Origin of the sequence: Anaerovibrio lipolyticus, from assembly GCF_021531495.1 — a bacterium.
Classification (GTDB): Bacteria; Bacillota; Negativicutes; order Selenomonadales; family Selenomonadaceae; genus Anaerovibrio.
The window spans coordinates 1-20,369 of record NZ_JADYTY010000033.1 but is presented as its reverse complement, the minus strand read 5'-3'; the positions used below and the strand labels follow the sequence as shown (position 1 = coordinate 20,369).

The window sequence follows — 20,369 nt, the reverse complement described above, 5'->3', positions numbered from 1 at the left end:
CGGCGAGAGCGAGCACGATGAACAAGGAATTTTTCTAAGACATATACACTTTTGTCTATGTTTTTAGTAGCAGTAATGTAAGCAATGATTTTGAACCGTAAATCCGTGGAGCTTTTGGCTCCGGCAGGGAATTGGGATGCCCTTGTGGCTGCTGTAGAAGCAGGGGCTGATGCTGTATATCTGGGGGGCAAGCATTTTAATATGCGTATGCACCGCAATAAGGAAACTAATTTTGACGATGAAATGCTGAAAAAGGCCATAGAATATACTCACGCCCACGGAGTTCATCTGTATATAACCCTGAATAACCTGATTAGCGTGGAAGAGGTAGAGCCTCTGAAAAAATATCTGCTTTATCTCAATGAGATTAAGCCTGATGCAATTCTGGTACAGGATTTTGCGGTTTTGGAGCTAACCAAGGAGCTGGGCATTGATATTCCCCTTCATACCTCAGTTATGATGAACACTCATAACGAGCATGCTATCAAGAAGCTGAAGGAATATGGCATTACCCGTATTGTAGTAGGCAGAGAAATGACTCTCTCCGAGCTGTCTCTCTTCAAGGAGCGGACAGGTCTGGAGATTGAGTATTTTATGCATGGGGATATGTGTATTGCGGAAAGCGGACAGTGCATTCATTCCGGCGTTCTCTTCGGCCAGAGCGGCAATCGTGGCAGATGCTTGAAGCCATGCCGTTGGCCTTATAAGCTGGTAGAGGAGGATACTGGTGCTGTTCTAGATAAGGATGATCAGCATGATTATAAGCTGGCCTTGAAGGATATGTGTATGTATCGCAATATTCCTGAGCTGATTCAGGCAGGGGTATTCTCCTTTAAAATTGAAGGCCGTATGCGTCCAGCAGATTTCGTGCGCCGTATTGTAGCTACCTATAGACGGGCTATTGATGCCTATATTGCAGATCCTATGGGCTATAGTATTAACGAAGAGGATTGGCAGGATTTGTACCAGAATCGGGCTAGAGATTTTACTACTACCTTTGCTTTGGGACAGCCTGATGCCAAGGATATTGGCTTTGATGGCAGCAGAGAGCCTAGATTCTTTAGTAATGCCGTAGAGGAGCCAGGCTTCCAGGATGAAATTCTCAAGGAGGAGGCCCCTATAGAGGCACCTGTTCAGGCGCATCATACTCTGTCTGTACAGGTAGCCGATTTGGCTGGTTTAAAGGCTGCCTGCAGCAATGGTGCTGATGTAGTTTATTTGGCAGGGGAGGTATTTAAGCCAAAAAGACCTTGGACCATGCAGGAAATTCAGGAGGCCATTGAGATTGCCCATAGCAGCAATGTAAAGGTAGTTATTAGCACACCTCGTACCACCATGCGGAGAGAATGTGGACAGCTGGAGCAGTTCCTGACCACTGTCAGCAAGCTGGGGCCAGATGGACTTCTGGTTAGCAATCTAGGCTCCTTGAAGCTGGCCCAGGAATATACAGATTTGCCAGTGCAGGCAGATTTTTCCTTCAATCTTTTCAATCATATGGCAGCTTCCTTCCTGAAAAAGAATGGACTGGTAATGGGTACTGCTTCCTTTGAGCTGGCCTATGGACAGCTTAAGGAGCTGGTGGAGAAATCTCCATTGCCAATTGAGGTTGTGGTTCATGGCAGCTATGAGTCCATGATTTGCGACCACAATTTTGTATCCATGCAGGTGCCATATCATCATCTCAGCAATCCTGAGCTGATGGAGAAGCACTATGCCTTGAAGGATTCTGTAGGACAGCTTCACAGCCTGCGCATGGATCAATTTGGCAGAACCCATATCCTTTTCGCCAAGGATTTGTGTTACTATCCATATTTGGATAAGCTAAAGGGAGTAGCTTCCTATCGCATTGAGGCCAAGGATTATGAGCCAGAGCTGGTGGGAGAGCTGACTGGCGCTTATCGTAAGGCATTGGATAATCTGTCTGTTGGCAAGGAATTCTTGAATCAGGAGGATTTTGCCGCTATGCAGAAATCAGGCCCTCGTCAGCTGGGTATTGGCGTTTATAGATTCCGTCAGTCTCAGAATTCACTGTAATCTAAATAAAGGATAATAGGAGCGTTTATTATGTCTTTGGAGAAGCCTATTGGCCCTGAGGCCATTTTAGAGAAAAAGAAAAAGTATATTATGCCTTGCCTGGCTCATTTTTATAAGGAGCCTAGACAGTTCGTCAAGGGTGAAATGCAGTATCTCTTTGATAGTGAAGGACGGAAGTATCTGGATTGCTTTGCTGGTGTTTCTGTTATCAACTGCGGTCACTGCAACCCTGAGATAAATGCAGAGGTAGTAAAGCAGGTACAGAGTCTGCAGCATGTGTGCAATACCTACCTTACAGAGAATTTTGTTAATCTGGCAGAAAAGCTGGCAGAGGTAACTCCTGGGGATTTGCAAAAGACCTTCTTCTGCTCTACTGGTACTGAGGCTAATGAAGGAGCTTTGTTGTTGGCTTCCATATACACTGGTAAGGATGAATTTATTGCCCTGCGGAATGGTTTGCACGGTCGTACCAAATTAACCATGAGCCTGACTGGCATTCAAATGTGGCGTACAGATCCACATCCTTGTGGCGGTATTCATTTTGCACCTAATGCTTATTGTTATCGCTGTCCTTTGGGAAAGAAGTTCCCAGAGTGTGATTATGCCTGTGCAGATGCGGTAGATGATTTGATCCGCACTGCTACCAGTGGTCAGCCAGCAGCTCTGATTGCGGAGCCAATTCAGGGTAATGCAGGTATTGTTACTCCGCCAAAGGGGTATTTCAAGCGGTTGAAGGAGATTCTGGCAAGTCATAATGCCTTGTTAATTATTGATGAGGTGCAGACTGGTTTTGGTAGATCTGGCAAGATGTTTGCCATAGAGAATTTTGATGTGGTGCCAGATATTATGACTATGGCCAAGGCTTTAGGCAATGGTGCGCCAATTTCTGCCTTTACGGCTTCTGCCAAGATCGCTGATACCTATACCAAGCCAGGTGCCTCCACCTTAGGCGGCAATCCTGTTTCATCCATAGCTGGTTTAGGGGTGCTGAAGTATATTCAGGAGCATAATCTGATGGAAAATGCTCAGGCAAGAGGTCAGCAGCTTTATGACGGTATGGTTGAGCTGCAGAAGAAGCATCCTATTATTGGCGATATTCGCGGTATCGGCTTGATGCGAGGAGCGGAGTTCGTTCATGCTGACAAATCTCCTGCCCCAGAAGAACTGGAAATGGTACTGGAAGAAATGAAAAATAGAGGTTTCATTATTGGCAAGAATGGTGTAGCAAGAAATGTTATGGCCTTCCAGCCTCCTTTGGTTATTACAGAGACAGATGTGAACAATGTGTTGAACACTCTGGAAGATGTACTAACTCAGTTTAAGTTGTAAAATGAGACTTATTCAGTGGGAGCTTTAGTATCCCACTGAATTTAGTCGAATAAATCCAGAGCTTTACGGGTGCTTAACTCCCTCCTGAGAGGAGGGAGCCTTAGCACCCGTTAGCATGGGGTAAAATTCCTATAAAAAAGGACAGTGGCTCGAGTAAATCTCAAAACACTGTCCTTTTCGATTGCCAAAAAATTCGTTATGTAAGGCTGTATCTAGCCAAGGTACTGATAAAGCTGATAGCCAATGAAAATAGCAATATATAGTACAATGACTTTTTCTACCTTGTACATAATCCGGCGGATGGAGCCTTGGAGAATGCGATACAGCATAAATCCGCCAATAGCTCCATAATCAACGCCGTTCATATAATGTCCACTGATATGGGTAATAATATAGTCTAACATGGGAACCTCCAAACAAAACACTATGTCTGTATAATATTACAAAATAGACAGTAATGCAAATATTCTTTTGGAGACTAGATATATTATTTATTTTGCTTAGTGACAGCTATGATTGCTGCCGCAGCCGTGACTGCCACAGGTATGGCCCTCTTCGCCATGCTGATGGTCATGGTGGCTGCAGTGTACGTTAGGGTTAAACTGTAAATTATTTTCCAGCAAAGCCTGTACAGCAGCATCCGCATCTCCGGCAACTCCACCATAGAGTTTGATACCTGCCTGAGCCAAAGCATTCTGAGCACCGCCGCCAATACCACCGCAGATAAGGGTATCAATGCCATGCTCCATAAGGAAGCCTGCCAAAGCACCATGACCACTGCCAGCAGTGTCTACAACCTGGCTGGAAGTAATCTGATTGTTCTGAATCTCATAAACCTTGAACTGAGAGGTGTGGCCAAAATGCTGAAAAATCTGACCGTTTTCATAAGTAACTGCAATTTTCATAGTCAATTCCCCTTTTCCTCTTTGAAATGAAATATTATTTTATGGCTGTATATTACAACCACAACGACGTAAGTTGGTCAAAAAATATCCCCTCTGAATAATTCAGAAGGGCATATTCCTTCACTGGGGCTGGAGGGGAGAATAAATCCCTGCAAAAAAGATATATTTTCCCCATCCAAAAGCAGCAGGCATCACAGCAGGCTGCTTTGGTGCGTGACAACGACAGACAACGGCGTTGCACCACCACCAGTGTTTTCTTTATTATACACGAAATTCATTAAAATTTCATTAAAAATTATCCTGTATACAAGGTTATATATCTAAACAAAAGTAAAAAAAGAGTGTATAATATATTTCATGTGACAATGACTGGCTGGAACGAATTGCAGCAGTTGTAGCAAAAGTATCTATTTACGGAGGGATTTCATGAATACACCACGCCTGGGGCATATACATTTTCTCAATGTACTGCCTCTGACCTATGGCCTAAATACTTTGAATTTGAAGGATGGTATCCAGCTAAAAAATGGCGTGCCAGCAGTAATGAACAATGATTTGCTGACAGGGAGACTGGACGCCAGCGAGGTTTCCTCGATTGTATATGCGCGGAACTATGAGGATTTGCTGATTTTGCCAGACCTTTGTGTAAGAGCTGATGGGCCAGTACAGAGTATATTGCTGGTATCCAGGAAGCCTATAGAGGAAATCAATGAGGATAAGATTATTCTAACAGCTCAGTCAGCTACGGCTCATTGTCTATTGAAAATTATTATGGCCAAGGCTTATGATGCTAATCCTCATTATTATATACGGAATTTAACTCCAGCCAGCCCAGTGCCGGGAGATGCCACCGCATCCCTGCTGATTGGTGATGATGCTTTGTATGTTTATCATCACAAGGATAAGGAAAATTTCTATTATTATGATTTGGGCCGGGAGTGGAAAAAGCTTACGGATCGCTGTATGGTTTATGCTGTATGGGCTGTAAACAGGGATTATGCTCAGGCTAATCCTCAAGGGGTGCAGCTGCTTTATGATAGACTTTATCAGTCCTTGAATGAAGGGGTAAGACACAAGCAGGAAGCTATCAAGGGTATCATTAATGAGCGGCCATTTACGGAGGCTCAGGTTGCCGAATATATGAATGTTATCAAATGGAATCTGACAGAGGAATATATTGATAATCTGCGGGTATTCTATGACTTGGCCTATGAACAGCATTTGATACCTCGCAGGCCTCGTATTCGGGTAGCTGAGGTCAACCGTTGATTCTATAAGGGACGGTTTTGGAAAAAGAAAATCCCTGTACAAACTGGCTAAGTGTAGGTTGGTACAGGGATTTTTGCATTTTGCCGTAGGAAATTGTTTAGGGCGTGTTGATTAAAGCATATTTTGGCTTGCCCGTAGCGGTGCACCGTGGCGTGACCTTCCTGAGCGTTATGGTAAATGGAATACAGTCTACAAATGCTTTGCAAGAATCTGTTTGGGAACAGGAATAATAGTGAAAGAATGAATTGAAATTTAGATAAGTATTTCAATTTATAGAAAAAGCAAGCATTTTCTTCTTGCTTGTGGTAAAATACTACTATAAGATAAAATAAGTTGATGGGTTCACCAGGCTCTATGTGCATGGATGGCAGGAGGATGCAGGGATGGATATGATGGCAAAGCATAAAAAATATACATTGATGACAGTGGTACTGTTGCTTATATGCGCTTGTGGTTTTTACGTATATAAAAACTTTATGCCGGGTAGGATACTGAATATTTATTGCTGGGACAACAGCTTCCGGGAGCTTCTGGCGAAGCATTATCCGGCCTACGATCCTGAAACGGAGATGATAGGCAATGTCAAGGTGCGCTGGGTTGTAGTTCCCTATACCAATCATGTTTATCAGCATACGCTGGACAAGGCGTTGCAGATGGACAATCTCAACTCCAACGACAATGTGGATATTTTTTTGACGGAATCCGACTACATCCGCAAATATGCTGAGGCAGAGGATGTATCCATGGCTCTTGACAAGCTGGGCATAGAGGAGAAGGATTTGCGTGATGCCTTTGTCTATACCAGGGATCTGGCAACAGATAGCAACGGGCGGTTGCGGGGGGTATCCTGGCAGGCTGCGCCCAGTGTTATGATTTACCGAAGGGATATTGCCAAACGTGTGCTGGGCAGTGATGAGCCTGCGGTGGTTCAGAAGCATGTGCAGACATGGGAGGCCTTTGAGAAGACAGCGGCGCTCATGAAGCAGGCAGGCTATCATATGTTGCCTGGGTATATGGATACCTACAGGGTGTATTGGGCAGGGGTGGAAAAGCCATGGATTGCCCCGGAGGGGTATTTTGTGATAGACCCTCACATGGAAGAATGGATCAGGCAGACCCAGAGGTTTGAGGCCAAAGGCTACAACTATCCTTACGGCTTGTGGGAAACCAACTGGAACAGGCAGGTGCGGGGGGATTCCTTCTGCTATTTTGGCCCTGCCTGGCTGATAAAGTATGCCCTGATTCCTTTGTCGCGGGATGAAAACCTGGGAGGAACGGATACCTACGGCAAATGGGGCGTCTGCCATGGTCCGGAGGCCTCCTTCTGGGGGGGCACCTGGATTTTTGCCAGCAGTAAAACGGACAATCAGGAGCTGGTGGCAGATATTATGCGTACTATCTGCCTGGACAAGCAGGTGCTGACAGAGATGGCAAAAACCGATGCGGAGTTTGTCAACGACAGGCAGATTATGAGCAGGCTGGCAGCTGATAAAAGCTACGGCATGGATTTTCTAGCAGGACAGAATCCCTATGGAATTATGATGGATGCCGCCCAATCCATACATGTATCTCAGATTTCCTCCTACGATCAGGGAATACATGAAACATTCCACAACTGCTTCAGGATTTATTTTGACGGCAGGCTTCCACGGGAGGGAGCGTGGCAGAAGTTTATGGCTAATGTGTGGCACATTTATCCTGAGCTGCAGGGAGCGTTTTTTTCTTATAAAACTGATGGGGCAGAAGGGGAGATGGATTACTGATGATGGAGAAATGGGAAAAGAATATAAAAAAATATCCCTGGCATCTGCTCATTGCCCTGTTTGCTCTTTTGGGACAGGGGATGTGGCTTTGCGGCAGTTGTGAGGCTGTGCCTTTGGATGGAAAATGGAAATACTACGAATCAGGACACATTGAGCCAAACATGGTCACTCTGACCAACCTGAATGCCAATATGATGTACAATGACAAACGCTGGAAATTGTACGAGCAGGGCAGTCAGCCGGAGCTTCGGCCTGATACCAACTGCATTATCCTAAGTACCAGGTTGCCCAAGGTGATACATTTCAACAGCCCTGTGCTGTTCTTTGTGACAGAAAATCAGTCAGTGCGCGTCTTTCTGGATGATGATATGATTTATGACAGCCAGGATGTGTTCCGGGGAAATCATATCAATGGAACCAGATGGCACATGGTAAATCTTCCTTCCAGTTATCCGGGGGGACAGGTGAGCTTTCAGGTCTACAGCGAAAAGCAGGAGGATTTGTTCCGCCTGCAGGAGATTTCGGTAGATGACAGCCTGATGCAGACTCAGAGGATTTTTCAGCATGACAGCATCAGCATACTGATGATATTTTTTTCCATAGTAGTTCTTGTCATGCTGGCCATGCATTATTGGATTGAAAAAAACAATAGCCAGCTTACTCATGTTGCCGCTATCCTTTTTATTCTGATTGGTATCCTGCGCATGGCGGCAAATTCCTGGACGGTGTTCCTGCTGTATGACAATTTGTCATTTTGGTACTATATTTCTCTTTTGATGCTGTATGTACAGCCATTGCCTCTTATGTTCATGGTCTATAAGTGGCTGAATGGACGCTTTGATCAGACGGTCAGGATGGCTATCTGCGGTGGCACCATTATTCCCGCTCTGGCAGTGGTGTTGGATCTTAGTGATATAGCCGGGTTGGAGAGGGTGCTGACATTGGATTTCATGTGGAATGGCATGAGCCTGGTGATGATGAGCAGCATACTGTGGAACTCCGCGTGGCATGATGTGGCTGCTTATGCCTACAATGTGCGGATGGCCGTTACAATATGTACTACGGCAGGGTTTTATATTGCCTATTTTCTGGGAGTTTATTTCAACGTTATTTCTCTGCAAAGTCCGTGGGGAAATGTGATGCTTGTTCCTGTGCTGGTGTCCATACTGTACATGATTAATCGCATTATCAGGGACGAGAATCGGCTCAAGGAGGAGAACAAGCAGCTTGAGCAGGAGGTTATCAGCGAGAAGCACAAGGCTCAGGTAGATCCTCTTACCAGGAGCTTTACCCGCATAAAGATGGCCGAAGTTATGTCAGAGCTTATCAATGCGGCAGAGGATAGCAAGCTGCCTTTTGCCATGATGATGATGGATATAGACAAGTTCAAGTCTGTCAATGATACCTATGGCCATGCGGCAGGTGACAGGGTGCTGGTGGGCATGGCGGATATTGTGCGGCGCAATCTGGATGCCAGGCATACCTTTATCCGCTATGGCGGTGAGGAGTTTATGGTTATTTGCTCCATGTATACGCTGACAGAAGCATGGGAGCTGGCGGAGAAGATTCGCACTGATCTGGAAAAAAGTGTGCTTTTGGAGGGCAGGCAGATAACTTGCAGTATCGGTGTCAGCTATTGGCATATCGGTGGCAATGATTCGGAGAAGGCCATGCAGGAGCGGGCGGATAAGGCGCTTTATTATGCGAAAAATCATGGGCGGAATCAGTGCGTGATGGAAACTGTGCTGACGGATGCTTCATGATAGCCATGATTTAATTACATGATGGTGTTTGAAGGATGTAGGACGGATTTTGCGGACATTCAAAATAAAAAAGAATGTGGAGGTAACAGACAATGGCAAAATCATTATTTGAGGAACTGGGCGGCAAATACGAAAGGCAAGGGGATTATTTGATACCGTGCTTAACTGTACCCGCCGAAGAAGAACAGGCAATAGGCATCTGGGGGCAACGGCATTTAGATTATCTAAAACAGTACCGTAAAGTTACATACACCAATCTTCTTACAAGCGGCAGGCTAAACGCCTACCTTGCCGACATCAACAGACAGGCACAGGAACGCTTTGAAAGGCTCATAGAGGGTATGAAACAGGCACAGGGCATAACGGAACAGCTAAAGGCAGAAAACGCCTTAGAATGGACAGGATGCCTCAATAACATAAGGGCTTGTGCGAGGGAGATTGTGGAAAAGGAAATTATTTTTGCATAAACAGATGATTAGTGGCAGGGGGAAATCCTGCCGCTTTTTCTGCTTTAGTTTGTCAGCTTGACAAATAAAGGGTTAAGGAATATAATTAGATTCAGTGTTATACAAGGAGTTAATAAATATGCGGCAAGGTATTCTTAAATAAACTGTCAATTTGATAGTGGGAACAAAAAGTAGCAGTCCCGTTTCACTTTTAATATGGGGCTTAGTTTTTTGTACCCAGTTTAAGAATACTTTTATCATGTAATTTTATATGCCCGAAAACATATAAGTGTTTTGGGGCTATTGGAGTTATTTACCCAGTGATAGGAGTATTTATCACTGGGTATTTTTATGCCCTTTTTTGGGTGTTGATAGGAGGAAAATCACATGAAAATAATTAACATAGGCATTCTGGCTCACGTTGACGCAGGAAAGACAACATTAACGGAAAGTTTATTGTATACCAGTGGTGCAATTGCAGAACTAGGGAGCGTAGATGAAGGCACAACAAGGACAGATACAATGAATTTGGAGCGTCAAAGGGGAATCACTATCCAGACAGCAGTGACATCTTTTCAGTGGGAGGATGTAAAAGTCAACATTATAGATACGCCAGGCCATATGGATTTTTTGGCGGAAGTATACCGTTCTTTATCCGTATTAGACGGAGCAGTATTATTAGTTTCTGCAAAGGATGGCATACAGGCACAGACCCGTATACTGTTTCATGCACTACAGATAATGAAGATTCCGACAATTTTTTTCATCAATAAAATTGACCAAGAGGGGATTGATTTGCCAATGGTATATCGGGAAATGAAAGCAAAGCTTTCTTCGGAAATTATAGTGAAGCAAAAGGTTGGGCAGCATCCCCATATAAATGTAACGGACAATGACGATATGGAACAGTGGGATGCGGTAATTATGGGAAACGATGAACTATTAGAGAAATATATGTCAGGGAAACCGTTTAAAATGTCAGAACTGGAACAGGAAGAAAACAGGAGATTCCAAAACGGAACGTTATTTCCCGTTTATCACGGAAGCGCTAAAAACAATCTGGGGATTCGGCAGCTTATAGAAGTAATTGCCAGTAAATTTTATTCATCAACGCCTGAAGGTCAATCTGAACTATGCGGGCAGGTTTTTAAGATTGAATATTCAGAGAAAAGGCGGCGTTTTGTTTATGTGCGTATATATAGCGGAACATTGCATTTGAGGGATGTTATTAGAATATCTGAAAAAGAGAAAATAAAAATCACAGAGATGTGTGTTCCGACAAACGGTGAATTATATTCATCCGATACAGCCTGCTCTGGTGATATTGTAATTTTACCAAATGATGTTTTGCAGCTAAACAGTATTTTGGGGAACGAAATACTGTTGCCGCAGAGAAAATTTATTGAAAATCCTCTCCCTATGCTCCAAACAACGATTGCAGTAAAGAAATCTGAACAGCGGGAAATATTGCTTGGGGCACTTACAGAAATTTCAGATGGCGACCCTCTTTTAAAATATTATGTGGATACTACAACGCATGAGATTATACTTTCTTTTTTGGGGAATGTGCAGATGGAAGTCATTTGTGCCATCCTTGAGGAAAAATATCATGTGGAGGCAGAAATAAAAGAGCCTACTGTTATATATATGGAAAGACCGCTTAGAAAAGCAGAATATACCATCCACATAGAAGTCCCGCCAAATCCTTTCTGGGCTTCTGTCGGGTTGTCCATAGAGCCGCTCCCTATTGGAAGCGGAGTGCAGTATGAAAGCAGAGTTTCACTTGGATATTTAAATCAATCGTTCCAAAATGCGGTTATGGAGGGGGTTCTTTATGGCTGCGAGCAGGGGCTGTATGGATGGAAAGTGACAGACTGTAAAATCTGTTTTGAATATGGATTGTATTATAGTCCTGTAAGTACCCCCGCAGACTTTCGGCTGCTTTCCCCTATCGTATTGGAGCAGGCTTTAAAAAAAGCAGGGACAGAACTATTAGAGCCATATCTCCACTTTGAAATTTATGCACCGCAGGAATATCTCTCACGGGCGTATCATGATGCTCCAAGGTATTGTGCAGATATTGTAAGTACTCAGATAAAGAATGACGAGGTCATTCTGAAAGGAGAAATCCCTGCTAGATGTATTCAAGAATACAGGAACGATTTAACTTATTTCACAAATGGGCAGGGAGTCTGCTTGACAGAGTTAAAAGGATACCAGTCAGCTATTGGTCAACTTATTTGCCAACCTCGCCGCCCGAATAGCCGTATAGATAAGGTTCGGCATATGTTCCACAAGTTAGCTTAACAGCTTGCAAAAGTCGTATAAAATGAGCTTTGAAAGGATTAGAGACTAATTATGATGAAATGCGAATGGATATTGTGTCCTGTTTGTGGGAGCAAAACCCGTAATAAAATTAGGAAGGACACTGTTTTGAAGAATTATCCTCTTTATTGTCCAAAATGCAGACAAGAAAGATTGATTAAAGTTGACAACTTGAAGATAACTGTCATCAAAGAGCCAGACGCTTAAGACGCAGAGCCGATGAAATTGTGGAACAATTCACGAATCATCGGCTCTTTTTGTTTAGTATTTGAAAGAACAAACTCACCAAATAAAAAAAACATATTCGGGTGGGTTATTTTGTTATACCCTAAATTACCCTCTGAATTTGCTTTTAAATTTGGAGGGATTTTTTTATGTCCTTTTTTCGGGCAGTTATCTATCTGCTCATACGAAGCAAAATTTATCAATACATAGCATATCAGAGAACGGCAGGAAACCAGTTAAAAAAATTTCTGCCAGTGCAACGGTACTTCTCACCTTGAAAGTAGAAGTACAATCTCCATACAATAGAATTACTATTTCCTATAACCGTAAAGGTCACAGAGCCTTTGCGGTTTTTCTTTTGTCGATTTTTGTTGGAAAGTGCCGTAGGGCTGTTTCTGATATGCGGTGTCGTTCTCCGCCTCTCCATCTGGATTTTTTACATTTCAAAAATTCAGATGGGAGGTATTTATGGTGAAATATGCACCAAGAAAGGTATATATCAGAGAAAGTGGCGGCTATGTGGAATTATCCTACACGGAGTTCTGCCGTTGCAGGGAATCCGACCAGACCTATATGGACAAGCTGTTTATCCCCATTCAAGGCTGTCTGCTTGAAGTCGTGAGGGAGCAATACACAGACTTCTACCGTGACAAGGAACGGTGGCGTTATCTGCAAAAATTAGATACAAAGAATAGACTGCTATCTCTCGACGGATTTACGGACAGCGAGGGGAATCCTCTGGACTTTATCACTGATGAAGCGGTGGACATTGCAGAAACCGTTGTCAATGCGGTCATGGTGGACAGGCTGAAAGCCGCCCTGCCTTTGCTGTCGGATAGTGAACAGGAGCTGATACAGGCAATCTTTTTTGACGGACTTTCCGAGCGTGAAGTCGGGGCGAGGTTGGGCATAACCCAGAGCGTTGTAAACAAACGCAAAGCCAGAATCCTAATAAAACTAAGAAAGATAATAGAAAATTAAAATTTAAGGCGTTCAGCCCCCTTGTTTTTTCCTTTGGGAAGATGAGGGGGCTTTTCTCTGCCCTCTCAATCAATTCTGATTGGAGGAAGTAAGAATGGCATACAACCACGGACGGGAGGACAGGAAATGGCGTATCTGGAAAGAAGCGGAGGAAAAGCTGCTGCGTGAGTGCGGCGTTGATGAAGCGACCATTGAGCAGATACGCATGGCGGACAGGGCAGACTTCAATTCCAACAGGCGGTTTTACCGATGGACGAATGACGTTGCGGAATATCTTGAGGACATGGCAGGCAGGGAGCGGCAGGCGGAAGTGGGTACGGTTGCGGAGTTACTGGAAGAGATTGAGAGCGAAAATCTCTATCAAGTATTAGTCACGGTGGACGGGCGTACCTTGAAAATCGTCCTGCTGAAAATGCAGGGGTATTCCACAAAGGAGATTGCCCCGCTTGTGCATTTGACGACTGGTGCCATCTATGCGAGGTTAGACCATCTGCGGAAGAAGCTGCGGAAAATTTTATAGCTTCTAAAACAGCCTGCCATCCTGCGGGCTACTGGGTGAGGGATGGAAATCCCCTCACTCATTTTTTGCAGGAGGACAACAGGATGGCATACAGGGTTAAGGCATACACGCTTCGGGAGGAATCCACGGAAAGCGGCACAAGGTATTTTATCAGCTTTAAGGACGGGCAGGGCAAATCCCACGAGTTGGAAGTGTCGGAACAGTTCTTTATGGAGTTTCGGCAGATGGAGCGCAGGAACAGGAATCTTTTCTAATGGGACGAGCGGCACAGGGAGTTTAACGAGGTATGGGACGAAACCCTTTACAGACGGGCGTTGCGTGTGCCTAAGAGCCTTGATGAACGCATGGTTGAGGAAGAACGGAATGAAACGCTCTATAAGGCGGTTGGGAGCCTTCCAGAGATACAAAGGCGGCGTTTCCTGCTCTACTACGAGTATGAGTTCAATTTTTACCAAATCGCCGCTATGGAGCATTGCACCGCTTCGGCAATACAGAAATCTGTTGCGATTGCAAAGGAGAAAGTAAAGGCGGAAATTGAAGAAATATCTCCAACCGTGACCGACACCGCCCGAAAAAGAAATCTGTTTTTTATTTGTGTGGGATTGGCGGCATTACATACTCTCACTTTTTTCCGTGGGAGTAAATCTATTTTTAAGGAGGTCAACGCCTATGTGCAACGAAAACAAAGACACCGCCCGAAAGGAGGAAAGCCATGCAGAAGTTACAGACAGTCAACGCCGAAACGCTCCTTTATGAACCGCTTGAGAAACCATCCTTTGTGGTGGACAGCCTTATCCCGACAGGCTTATCGCTGTTCTGCGGCTCACAGAAGATAGGCAAAAGCTGGCTCATGCTGAAGCTATGCTTATGCGTGTCGCAGGGAATCCCTTTATGGGATATGCCGACAATGGAGGGCGATGTGCTTTACCTCTGCCTTGAGGACACGTTCTGCCGCATACAGGACAGGTTATTTCGTTTGACGGACGAAGCAAGCGGGCGGCTCCACTTTGCCGTGGCAAGCTGCAAGCTGTCAGACGGTCTTATCGTGCAGCTTGAAGATTATCTGAAAGATTACCCAGACAGCAGGCTCATTGTCATTGATACCTTGCAGAAAGTCCGTACAGCTTCAAAAGACAATGCCTATGCAAGCGACTATGGGGACATCTCCCTCATCAAAGACTTTGCCGACAGGCACTCTCTGGCGGTCATTGTCGTACACCACATCCGAAAGCAGAATGACAGCGACGTGTTCAACAAGGTGTCTGGGACGACAGGATTAACGGGGAGTGCGGACGCTACCTTTGTTCTGGAAAAGGAGAAACGTGCGTCTGACACCGCCAAGCTGTATGTGACGGGCAGGGACACGCCTTATCAGGAATACACGCTGCGTTTCCGTGATTGCCGTTGGGAGCTTGTGGAGCGGAAAACGCAGGAGCAGCTTGCGAAAGAAACGATACCAGATGTCCTTTTTCGGTTGGTGGATTTTATGAGGGATAAGGAAGAATGGATAGGCACGGCAACGGAACTGTTAGCCGCTATGGGGGAAACGGAAACCATACCCACGGTGATTACGAAATGGCTGAATGAATACCGCACCACATTTTTAAGCGAGAACCGTATCTGCTACCAGTACAGCCGCAGGAAAGACGGCAGGCGGATTGCCCTTGCAAGGAGGGCGGGTGACAGCGGTGATGGTGGTGACAGCGATATTAGGATACCCCCCTGTTACTGTCACTGACGCTTAAAGCCATGTAAAGCTGGCGGCTCTGCCCTGCGGGTGACAGCAGTGACGGTGGTGACAGTGATTTTAGGATACCCTGCCGCTGTCATCCCTACGGGAGAACACCCCGTAAACGCAAAATGCAGGCGTGAGATTTACTCGCCCTTTTCGGTCGTGTAAAACCACCCCTGCGGTCAGAAAAATCATTCCGATTTTTCCGACTGCGTTTACAGGGTGTAACACACTACACTTTGCCCTGCAAAGTCGTGTGCCAGACGTTCCCTCTGGACTCCCTTAAGGCAGGGCTGTGCCCTGCTATCCTACGCCTTACGGCTTCGGATAAAAGAATGGCGGCATGACGGTGACGGCTCTTGCGAGGGGGGTATCCCAAAAACACCGTCATCATCGACATGACCGTCATGCAGGGGGTGAGGGTGACAGTTGCGGCAGTCGGCAGGGGGTATCCCAAAACTGCTGTCACCACCGTCACCGCTGTCACCCCAAAGGACGGTCACCCGCCGAAAGAAAGGAGGAATCCGCCTATGCCTTATGCAATCCTGCGTTTCCAGAAACGAAAAGCGGGCGGCGTTGCGGCTTGTGAACGCCACAACGAGCGGAAGAAAGAAGCCTACAAAAGCAACCCAGATATAGATATGGAACGCTCTAAAAACAATTACCATCTCATAGCACCACCAAAGTACACCTACAAGAAAGAGATTAACCGCATGGTAGCCGAAGCGGGGTGCAGGACAAGGAAAGACAGCGTGATGATGGTGGAAACGCTCATCACAGCTTCACCAGAATTTATGAACCAGTTACCGCCCGAAGAACAAAAAGCGTATTTCCAGACGGCTCTTGACTTCATTTCGGAGCGTGTTGGAAAGCAGAATATCCTCTCCGCTGTCGTCCATATGGACGAGAGAACGCCCCATATGCACCTCTGCTTTGTGCCGATTACGCCAGACAATAAGCTGTCAGCGAAAGCTATCTTAGGCAACCAGAAATCATTATCCGAGTGGCAGACCGCCTACCATGAGCGGATGTCCTCACGGTGGAATCAGCTTGAACGGGGGCAGTCCTCAATGGAAACCAAGCGGAAACACGTCCCCACATGGCTCTATAAATTAGGCGGCAGGCTTGATAAACAGTATGAAGAAATCGTGTCTGCCCTATCCGACATCAACGCCTTTAACGCAGGGAAGAAAAGGGATAAAGCGTTAGATTTACTCTCTGCATGGCTGCCAGACGTGGAGAAATTCTCTAAGGAAATCGGGAAACAGCAGGCGTATATCGACAGTTTGAAAGAGAGAATTGGGCAGGAATCAGACTATGCGGGGCGTATGCGTGATGAAAAGTACGAGCAGGAACTAAAGGTGCAGAAAGCGAATCAGAAGATATTTGAATTGCAGAGAACCAACGAGCAGATGGGGCGGCTGCTGTCAAAAATACCGCCCGAAGTGTTGGAAGAATTGCAGAAAAATCATAGAAGCAGAGCGAAAGAAAGGTAGATATGTGAATGAAGAAACAGGATTTTAAGGTGTTAAAGACCAAAGACTTGTACCCGTTCCCCGACAATCCGTTTCATGTGGCAGAAGATGAAACACTGTCAGAGTTAGCGGAAAGCATCAAGGAATTTGGCATTGTCACGCCGATAATCACACGCCCGAAAGAGGACGGGGACGGTTATGAAGTGATTGCAGGACAGCGGCGTGTCCGTGCTTCTGAACTTGCAGGGATAAATACCGTGCCTGCGTTTGTCCTGCCCTTAGACCGTGACCGAGCCATCATCACCCTTGTAGACAGCAATTTGCAGCGTGAGAATATCCTGCCATCGGAGCGGGCGTTTGCTTACAAGATGAAATCCGAAGCCATGAAGCGGCAGGGTTTCCGCACAGACTTAACCTCGTCACAAGTTGTGACGAAGTTGCGGACGGACGACAAGGTGGCACAGGGCTTCGGCGTGGGCAGGATGACCGTGCAGCGTTTTATCCGCCTGACGGAACTGATACCGCCGATTTTGCAGATGGTGGACGAGGGGAAAATCGCCCTCACGCCTGCGGTGGAACTGTCCTTCTTGAAGAAAGACGAGCAGGAAAACCTCTTTGCCACGATGGAGAGCGAAGAAGCAACGCCCTCACTCTCACAGGCACAGCGGATGAAACAGTTAAGCCAGAGCGGGCGGCTTGACATGGATACGATATTTGCGATTATGACGGAGGAAAAGGGCAACCAGAAAGAAACCTTGAAAATCAACACAAGCAAGCTGAAAAAATACTTTCCGAAGAACACAACGCCGAAGCAGATGGAGGAAACCATCATCAAACTTTTGGAGCGTGAGTTGCAGAGGAAACGCAACCGTGACAGCCGCTAATCTTCTTTTTTCGGGAAGTAAATACAGAGAGTTGAGGTATGGAGAATGAGAGAAATCCAGTATGAAATCGTAAAGGAAATCGCAGTATTGTCTACGGGCGACAGTGGCTACACAAAGGAAATCAATCTCATTTCATGGAATGGGAAAGAGCCGAAGTATGACATCCGCAGCTTTTCCCCGAACCGTGAAAAGTGCGGCAAGGGAATCACGCTGAACGCTGATGAAGCGGCGGCACTCCTTAAAGCATTACAGAAAGAATTAAACAGCGAGGATTAATGGTATCTGATTGGCAGGGCGGGGACATTTCCAAACTCTTCCCTGCCCTGTCTGGAAAGGAAGATTTAAGTATGGGCGAGGATAAGAAAGCAGATAAAAAGAGAAAGCGTATCGTGCCAAAAGCACCAGTGCAGATGATAATCAGCCGTGAATATGTCGGCACACAGACCGTTACAGAAGCGTTTGTCCCGATTATCTCCGAGGATATTCGGAAGAAGATTGCCGAGGGCGACACCTTCGACAATGAGGGGCTGTCCGCTTAGAATGTACGCAATGGGACATGAAAACAGATAGGACAGATACGGAGGTTTTACAGTATGGCAGGAATCAAAGAAGAAAAGAAAATCTATTTAGTCGGCATTTATTGCCGCTTATCTAAAGACGATGGTACGGATAACGAGAGTGCGAGCATTGCGACACAGAAATCCATCCTCACGGATTATGTGAAAAAGCAGGGATGGCACATAGCAAAAACGTATGTGGACGATGGTTATTCTGGTACAAATTTCCAAAGACCAAGTTTCCAGAATATGATAAAAGACATTGAAAGCGGTCTGATAAACTGCGTGATTACGAAAGATTTATCCCGTCTGGGGAGAAACTATCTTGATTGTGGGTTATATCTGGAAGTTTTCTTCCCAGAGCATAACGTGAGGTATATAGCGGTCAATGACGGCGTAGATACCTTGAATAAATCTGCTATGGACATCACGCCTTTCCGCAACATTTTAAACGAAATGTATGCCGCTGACATATCTGTTAAGATAAAATCGGCATATCGGGCGAGGTTTCAACAGGGGAAATTCATGGGAACTACCGCCCCTTATGGCTATATCAAAGACCCTGCCGACCACAACCATCTGCTGATAGATGATAAAGTGGCACATGTTGTAAAAGAGATATTCGACCTTGCATTAAAAGGGAATGGAGTTGCCAAAATTTGCAGACATCTTAATAAACAGCATATCCTACGCCCTGCCGCTTATGCGGCGGAGCGTGGCGAAACAGGCTTTGAACGTCATTTTGAGGGGAACGAGGACAAACGCTATATTTGGAGTGGGAACAGCGTGAGGAGCATTTTAAGAAGCCCGATATATGCGGGAAATCTTGTAGGCTACAAACGGATTGCCGCCAATATGAAAAGCAAGAAACGCCCCTCTAAGCTGCCCGAAGAATGGGAAGTGATACCCAATACCCATGAGGGAATAGTCACGCAGGAGGAATTTGATATTGTCCAACAGCTTATTACAAGTCGTAGGCTTCCACAGAACAAGGGAGGATTTGTAAATATTTTTGCAGGCGTTATCAAGTGTGTGGACTGCGGATGTGCTCTGCGGGCAATGAACGTACACAGGAGGAAACGCCCAGAGATTATCGACTGTGTACAGTATTCATGTAATAATTATGCAAGAAACGGAAGAAGCGAGTGTAGTGCCCACAATATAGAAGCAAGGGATTTATTCAATGCCGTTCTTGCCGACATCAACTGTTTTGCGGATATGGCAGTGAATGATGAAAAGGCGGTCAGGGCCATAGAAAAGCGGCTCACGGAAACAGACCAGAGCAGGGCGAAAGCATTAGAGAAAGAACGTAAGAAGCTGAACAAACGCCTTGCGGAACTGGACAGGCTGTTTTCCTCTCTCTACGAGGATAAGGTCATGGAGCGTATTACCGAGCGGAATTTTGAGATGATGTCGGGGAAATACCAGAAAGAGCAGCTTGAAATTGAAGCAAGGCTGAAAGAGGTGACGGAAACTCTTAATGAAAGCTACGAGAAATCACGGGGAATCCGTGACTTCCTCGCCCTTATCCGAAATTATCAAGGCTTAAAAGAACTGGATGCAACAGTTATAAACGCACTCATAGACAAGATACTTGTTTCGGAGCGTGAGAAGATGGCAGACGGAACAGTGAAGCAGGAAATCAAGATTTACTATAAATTCATCGGCTTTGTCGATGAATTACATATCATACCTACAAAACGGTGGGCAGCAATGCCCGCTAAAAATTGTACGGTGTGCGGCGTTGAATATGTCCCGGGCTCTGGTGCATCAAGGTATTGTCCTGCTTGTGCCAAGAAGATACGGAGGGAGAAATCAAACGAGAGCAAACGCAGGAGCAGAGAACAGAAAAGGATAGCATGTATGAACTGTCCGCAAAAAATGACCGACTGATATGGGGCTGTCGTACTAAGAATTTAGTTGACGGCCTCTTTTTTGTGCGCCAATGCTGGGGGCATAAAAAAGCTCCCCCAGGTGGAAATCTTTTCCGAATGGGGGAGGGTATTATCTTGGATATGTTTCCTACTGTTTATACCTACTCACAAAAAAGGCAACAGATTTTTTTAGAATCTGTTGCCTTTTTTGGTCTTTATGGCTGGACTGTGGCTGTATAGTATCCCTTTCGCAGTTCCACAATCAGGTCGTCTAATCTGGTGGAGAA

The 20,369-nt window shown here is 45.5% G+C and carries 19 protein-coding genes and 1 pseudogene; 18 read left to right on the top strand and 2 right to left on the bottom strand.

Features of this window, described 5'->3' with window-relative positions:
* Positions 1-84: 84 nt before the first annotated feature.
* Together I6E26_RS09665 and I6E26_RS09660 are read left to right on the top strand one after the other, a co-directional pair.
* Entirely contained in the window at positions 85-2,034 is a 1,950-nt protein-coding gene (locus tag I6E26_RS09665; protein ID WP_235321653.1) for a peptidase U32 family protein, read from the top strand.
* Between the two features lie 30 nt (positions 2,035-2,064).
* Entirely contained in the window at positions 2,065-3,363 is a 1,299-nt protein-coding gene (locus I6E26_RS09660) for an aspartate aminotransferase family protein (protein WP_235321652.1), read from the top strand.
* A gap of 212 nt (positions 3,364-3,575) precedes the next feature.
* Here the strand turns inward: I6E26_RS09660 and I6E26_RS09655 are convergent, their stop codons facing one another.
* The gene (locus I6E26_RS09655; RefSeq protein ID WP_235321651.1) at positions 3,576-3,767 is read right to left on the bottom strand and encodes a hypothetical protein; all 192 of its coding nucleotides are present in this window, start codon (positions 3,765-3,767) and stop codon (positions 3,576-3,578) included.
* A 96-nt stretch (positions 3,768-3,863) separates the two neighbouring features.
* Positions 3,864-4,268 (bottom strand): NifB/NifX family molybdenum-iron cluster-binding protein, encoded by a 405-nt coding sequence (locus I6E26_RS09650; protein ID WP_235321650.1) that lies wholly within the window; start codon positions 4,266-4,268, stop codon positions 3,864-3,866.
* A 426-nt stretch (positions 4,269-4,694) separates the two neighbouring features.
* On the opposite strand from I6E26_RS09650, the gene I6E26_RS09645 reads away from it, so the two are divergent.
* From I6E26_RS09645 to I6E26_RS09565, 16 genes and pseudogenes are all read left to right on the top strand, one after another.
* Positions 4,695-5,537 (top strand): menaquinone biosynthetic enzyme MqnA/MqnD family protein, encoded by an 843-nt coding sequence (locus I6E26_RS09645; protein ID WP_235321649.1) that lies wholly within the window; start codon positions 4,695-4,697, stop codon positions 5,535-5,537.
* A gap of 118 nt (positions 5,538-5,655) precedes the next feature.
* Positions 5,656-5,745 (top strand): annotated as a pseudogene (locus tag I6E26_RS09640) (transposase); the annotation flags it as partial.
* Positions 5,746-5,920: 175 nt separating this feature from the next.
* A complete protein-coding gene (locus I6E26_RS09635) occupies positions 5,921-7,300 on the top strand; it encodes an extracellular solute-binding protein (RefSeq protein ID WP_235321648.1) in 1,380 nt (459 codons plus the stop codon).
* Positions 7,300-9,063 carry a GGDEF domain-containing protein gene (locus I6E26_RS09630; RefSeq protein ID WP_235321647.1) on the top strand — a complete coding sequence of 588 codons (1,764 nt, stop codon included), beginning with the start codon at positions 7,300-7,302 and terminating at the stop codon, positions 9,061-9,063. Before I6E26_RS09635 ends, I6E26_RS09630 begins: the two co-directional genes overlap by 1 nt.
* Positions 9,064-9,155: 92 nt before the next feature.
* Complete coding sequence (locus tag I6E26_RS09625; RefSeq protein WP_001129922.1) at positions 9,156-9,530, top strand: TnpV protein; 375 nt, start codon at positions 9,156-9,158, stop codon at positions 9,528-9,530.
* 366 nt (positions 9,531-9,896) lie between these two features.
* Positions 9,897-11,816, top strand: coding sequence for a tetracycline resistance ribosomal protection protein Tet(O) (tet(O), locus tag I6E26_RS09620; RefSeq protein WP_235321646.1), 1,920 nt, complete (start codon positions 9,897-9,899; stop codon positions 11,814-11,816).
* Positions 11,817-11,867: 51 nt separating this feature from the next.
* Entirely contained in the window at positions 11,868-12,041 is a 174-nt protein-coding gene (locus I6E26_RS09615; RefSeq protein ID WP_071705139.1) for a cysteine-rich KTR domain-containing protein, read from the top strand.
* Between the two features lie 486 nt (positions 12,042-12,527).
* Positions 12,528-13,040, top strand: a complete 513-nt coding sequence (locus tag I6E26_RS09610) for a sigma-70 family RNA polymerase sigma factor (protein WP_000241709.1) — start codon at positions 12,528-12,530, stop codon at positions 13,038-13,040.
* A 94-nt stretch (positions 13,041-13,134) separates the two neighbouring features.
* On the top strand, positions 13,135-13,560 hold the full coding sequence (locus I6E26_RS09605; RefSeq protein ID WP_000323895.1) for a sigma-70 family RNA polymerase sigma factor: 426 nt from the start codon (positions 13,135-13,137) through the stop codon (positions 13,558-13,560).
* Positions 13,561-13,643: 83 nt separating this feature from the next.
* The gene (locus tag I6E26_RS11435) at positions 13,644-13,814 is read left to right on the top strand and encodes a hypothetical protein (protein ID WP_000331638.1); all 171 of its coding nucleotides are present in this window, start codon (positions 13,644-13,646) and stop codon (positions 13,812-13,814) included.
* 458 nt (positions 13,815-14,272) lie between these two features.
* Positions 14,273-15,298, top strand: coding sequence for an AAA family ATPase (locus tag I6E26_RS09590; protein WP_001170964.1), 1,026 nt, complete (start codon positions 14,273-14,275; stop codon positions 15,296-15,298).
* 416 nt (positions 15,299-15,714) lie between these two features.
* Complete coding sequence (gene mobV, locus I6E26_RS09585) at positions 15,715-16,788, top strand: MobV family relaxase (protein WP_014636936.1); 1,074 nt, start codon at positions 15,715-15,717, stop codon at positions 16,786-16,788.
* An 8-nt stretch (positions 16,789-16,796) separates the two neighbouring features.
* On the top strand, positions 16,797-17,651 hold the full coding sequence (locus I6E26_RS09580; protein ID WP_000743700.1) for a ParB/RepB/Spo0J family partition protein: 855 nt from the start codon (positions 16,797-16,799) through the stop codon (positions 17,649-17,651).
* Positions 17,652-17,696: 45 nt separating this feature from the next.
* Positions 17,697-17,927: a YdbC family protein gene (locus I6E26_RS09575; protein ID WP_001206986.1), complete on the top strand. Its 231-nt coding sequence runs from the start codon at positions 17,697-17,699 to the stop codon at positions 17,925-17,927.
* 71 nt (positions 17,928-17,998) lie between these two features.
* Positions 17,999-18,190 (top strand): hypothetical protein, encoded by a 192-nt coding sequence (locus tag I6E26_RS09570; protein ID WP_001820669.1) that lies wholly within the window; start codon positions 17,999-18,001, stop codon positions 18,188-18,190.
* A 54-nt stretch (positions 18,191-18,244) separates the two neighbouring features.
* Positions 18,245-20,101, top strand: coding sequence for a recombinase family protein (locus tag I6E26_RS09565; protein WP_001820670.1), 1,857 nt, complete (start codon positions 18,245-18,247; stop codon positions 20,099-20,101).
* Positions 20,102-20,369 lie beyond the last annotated feature (268 nt).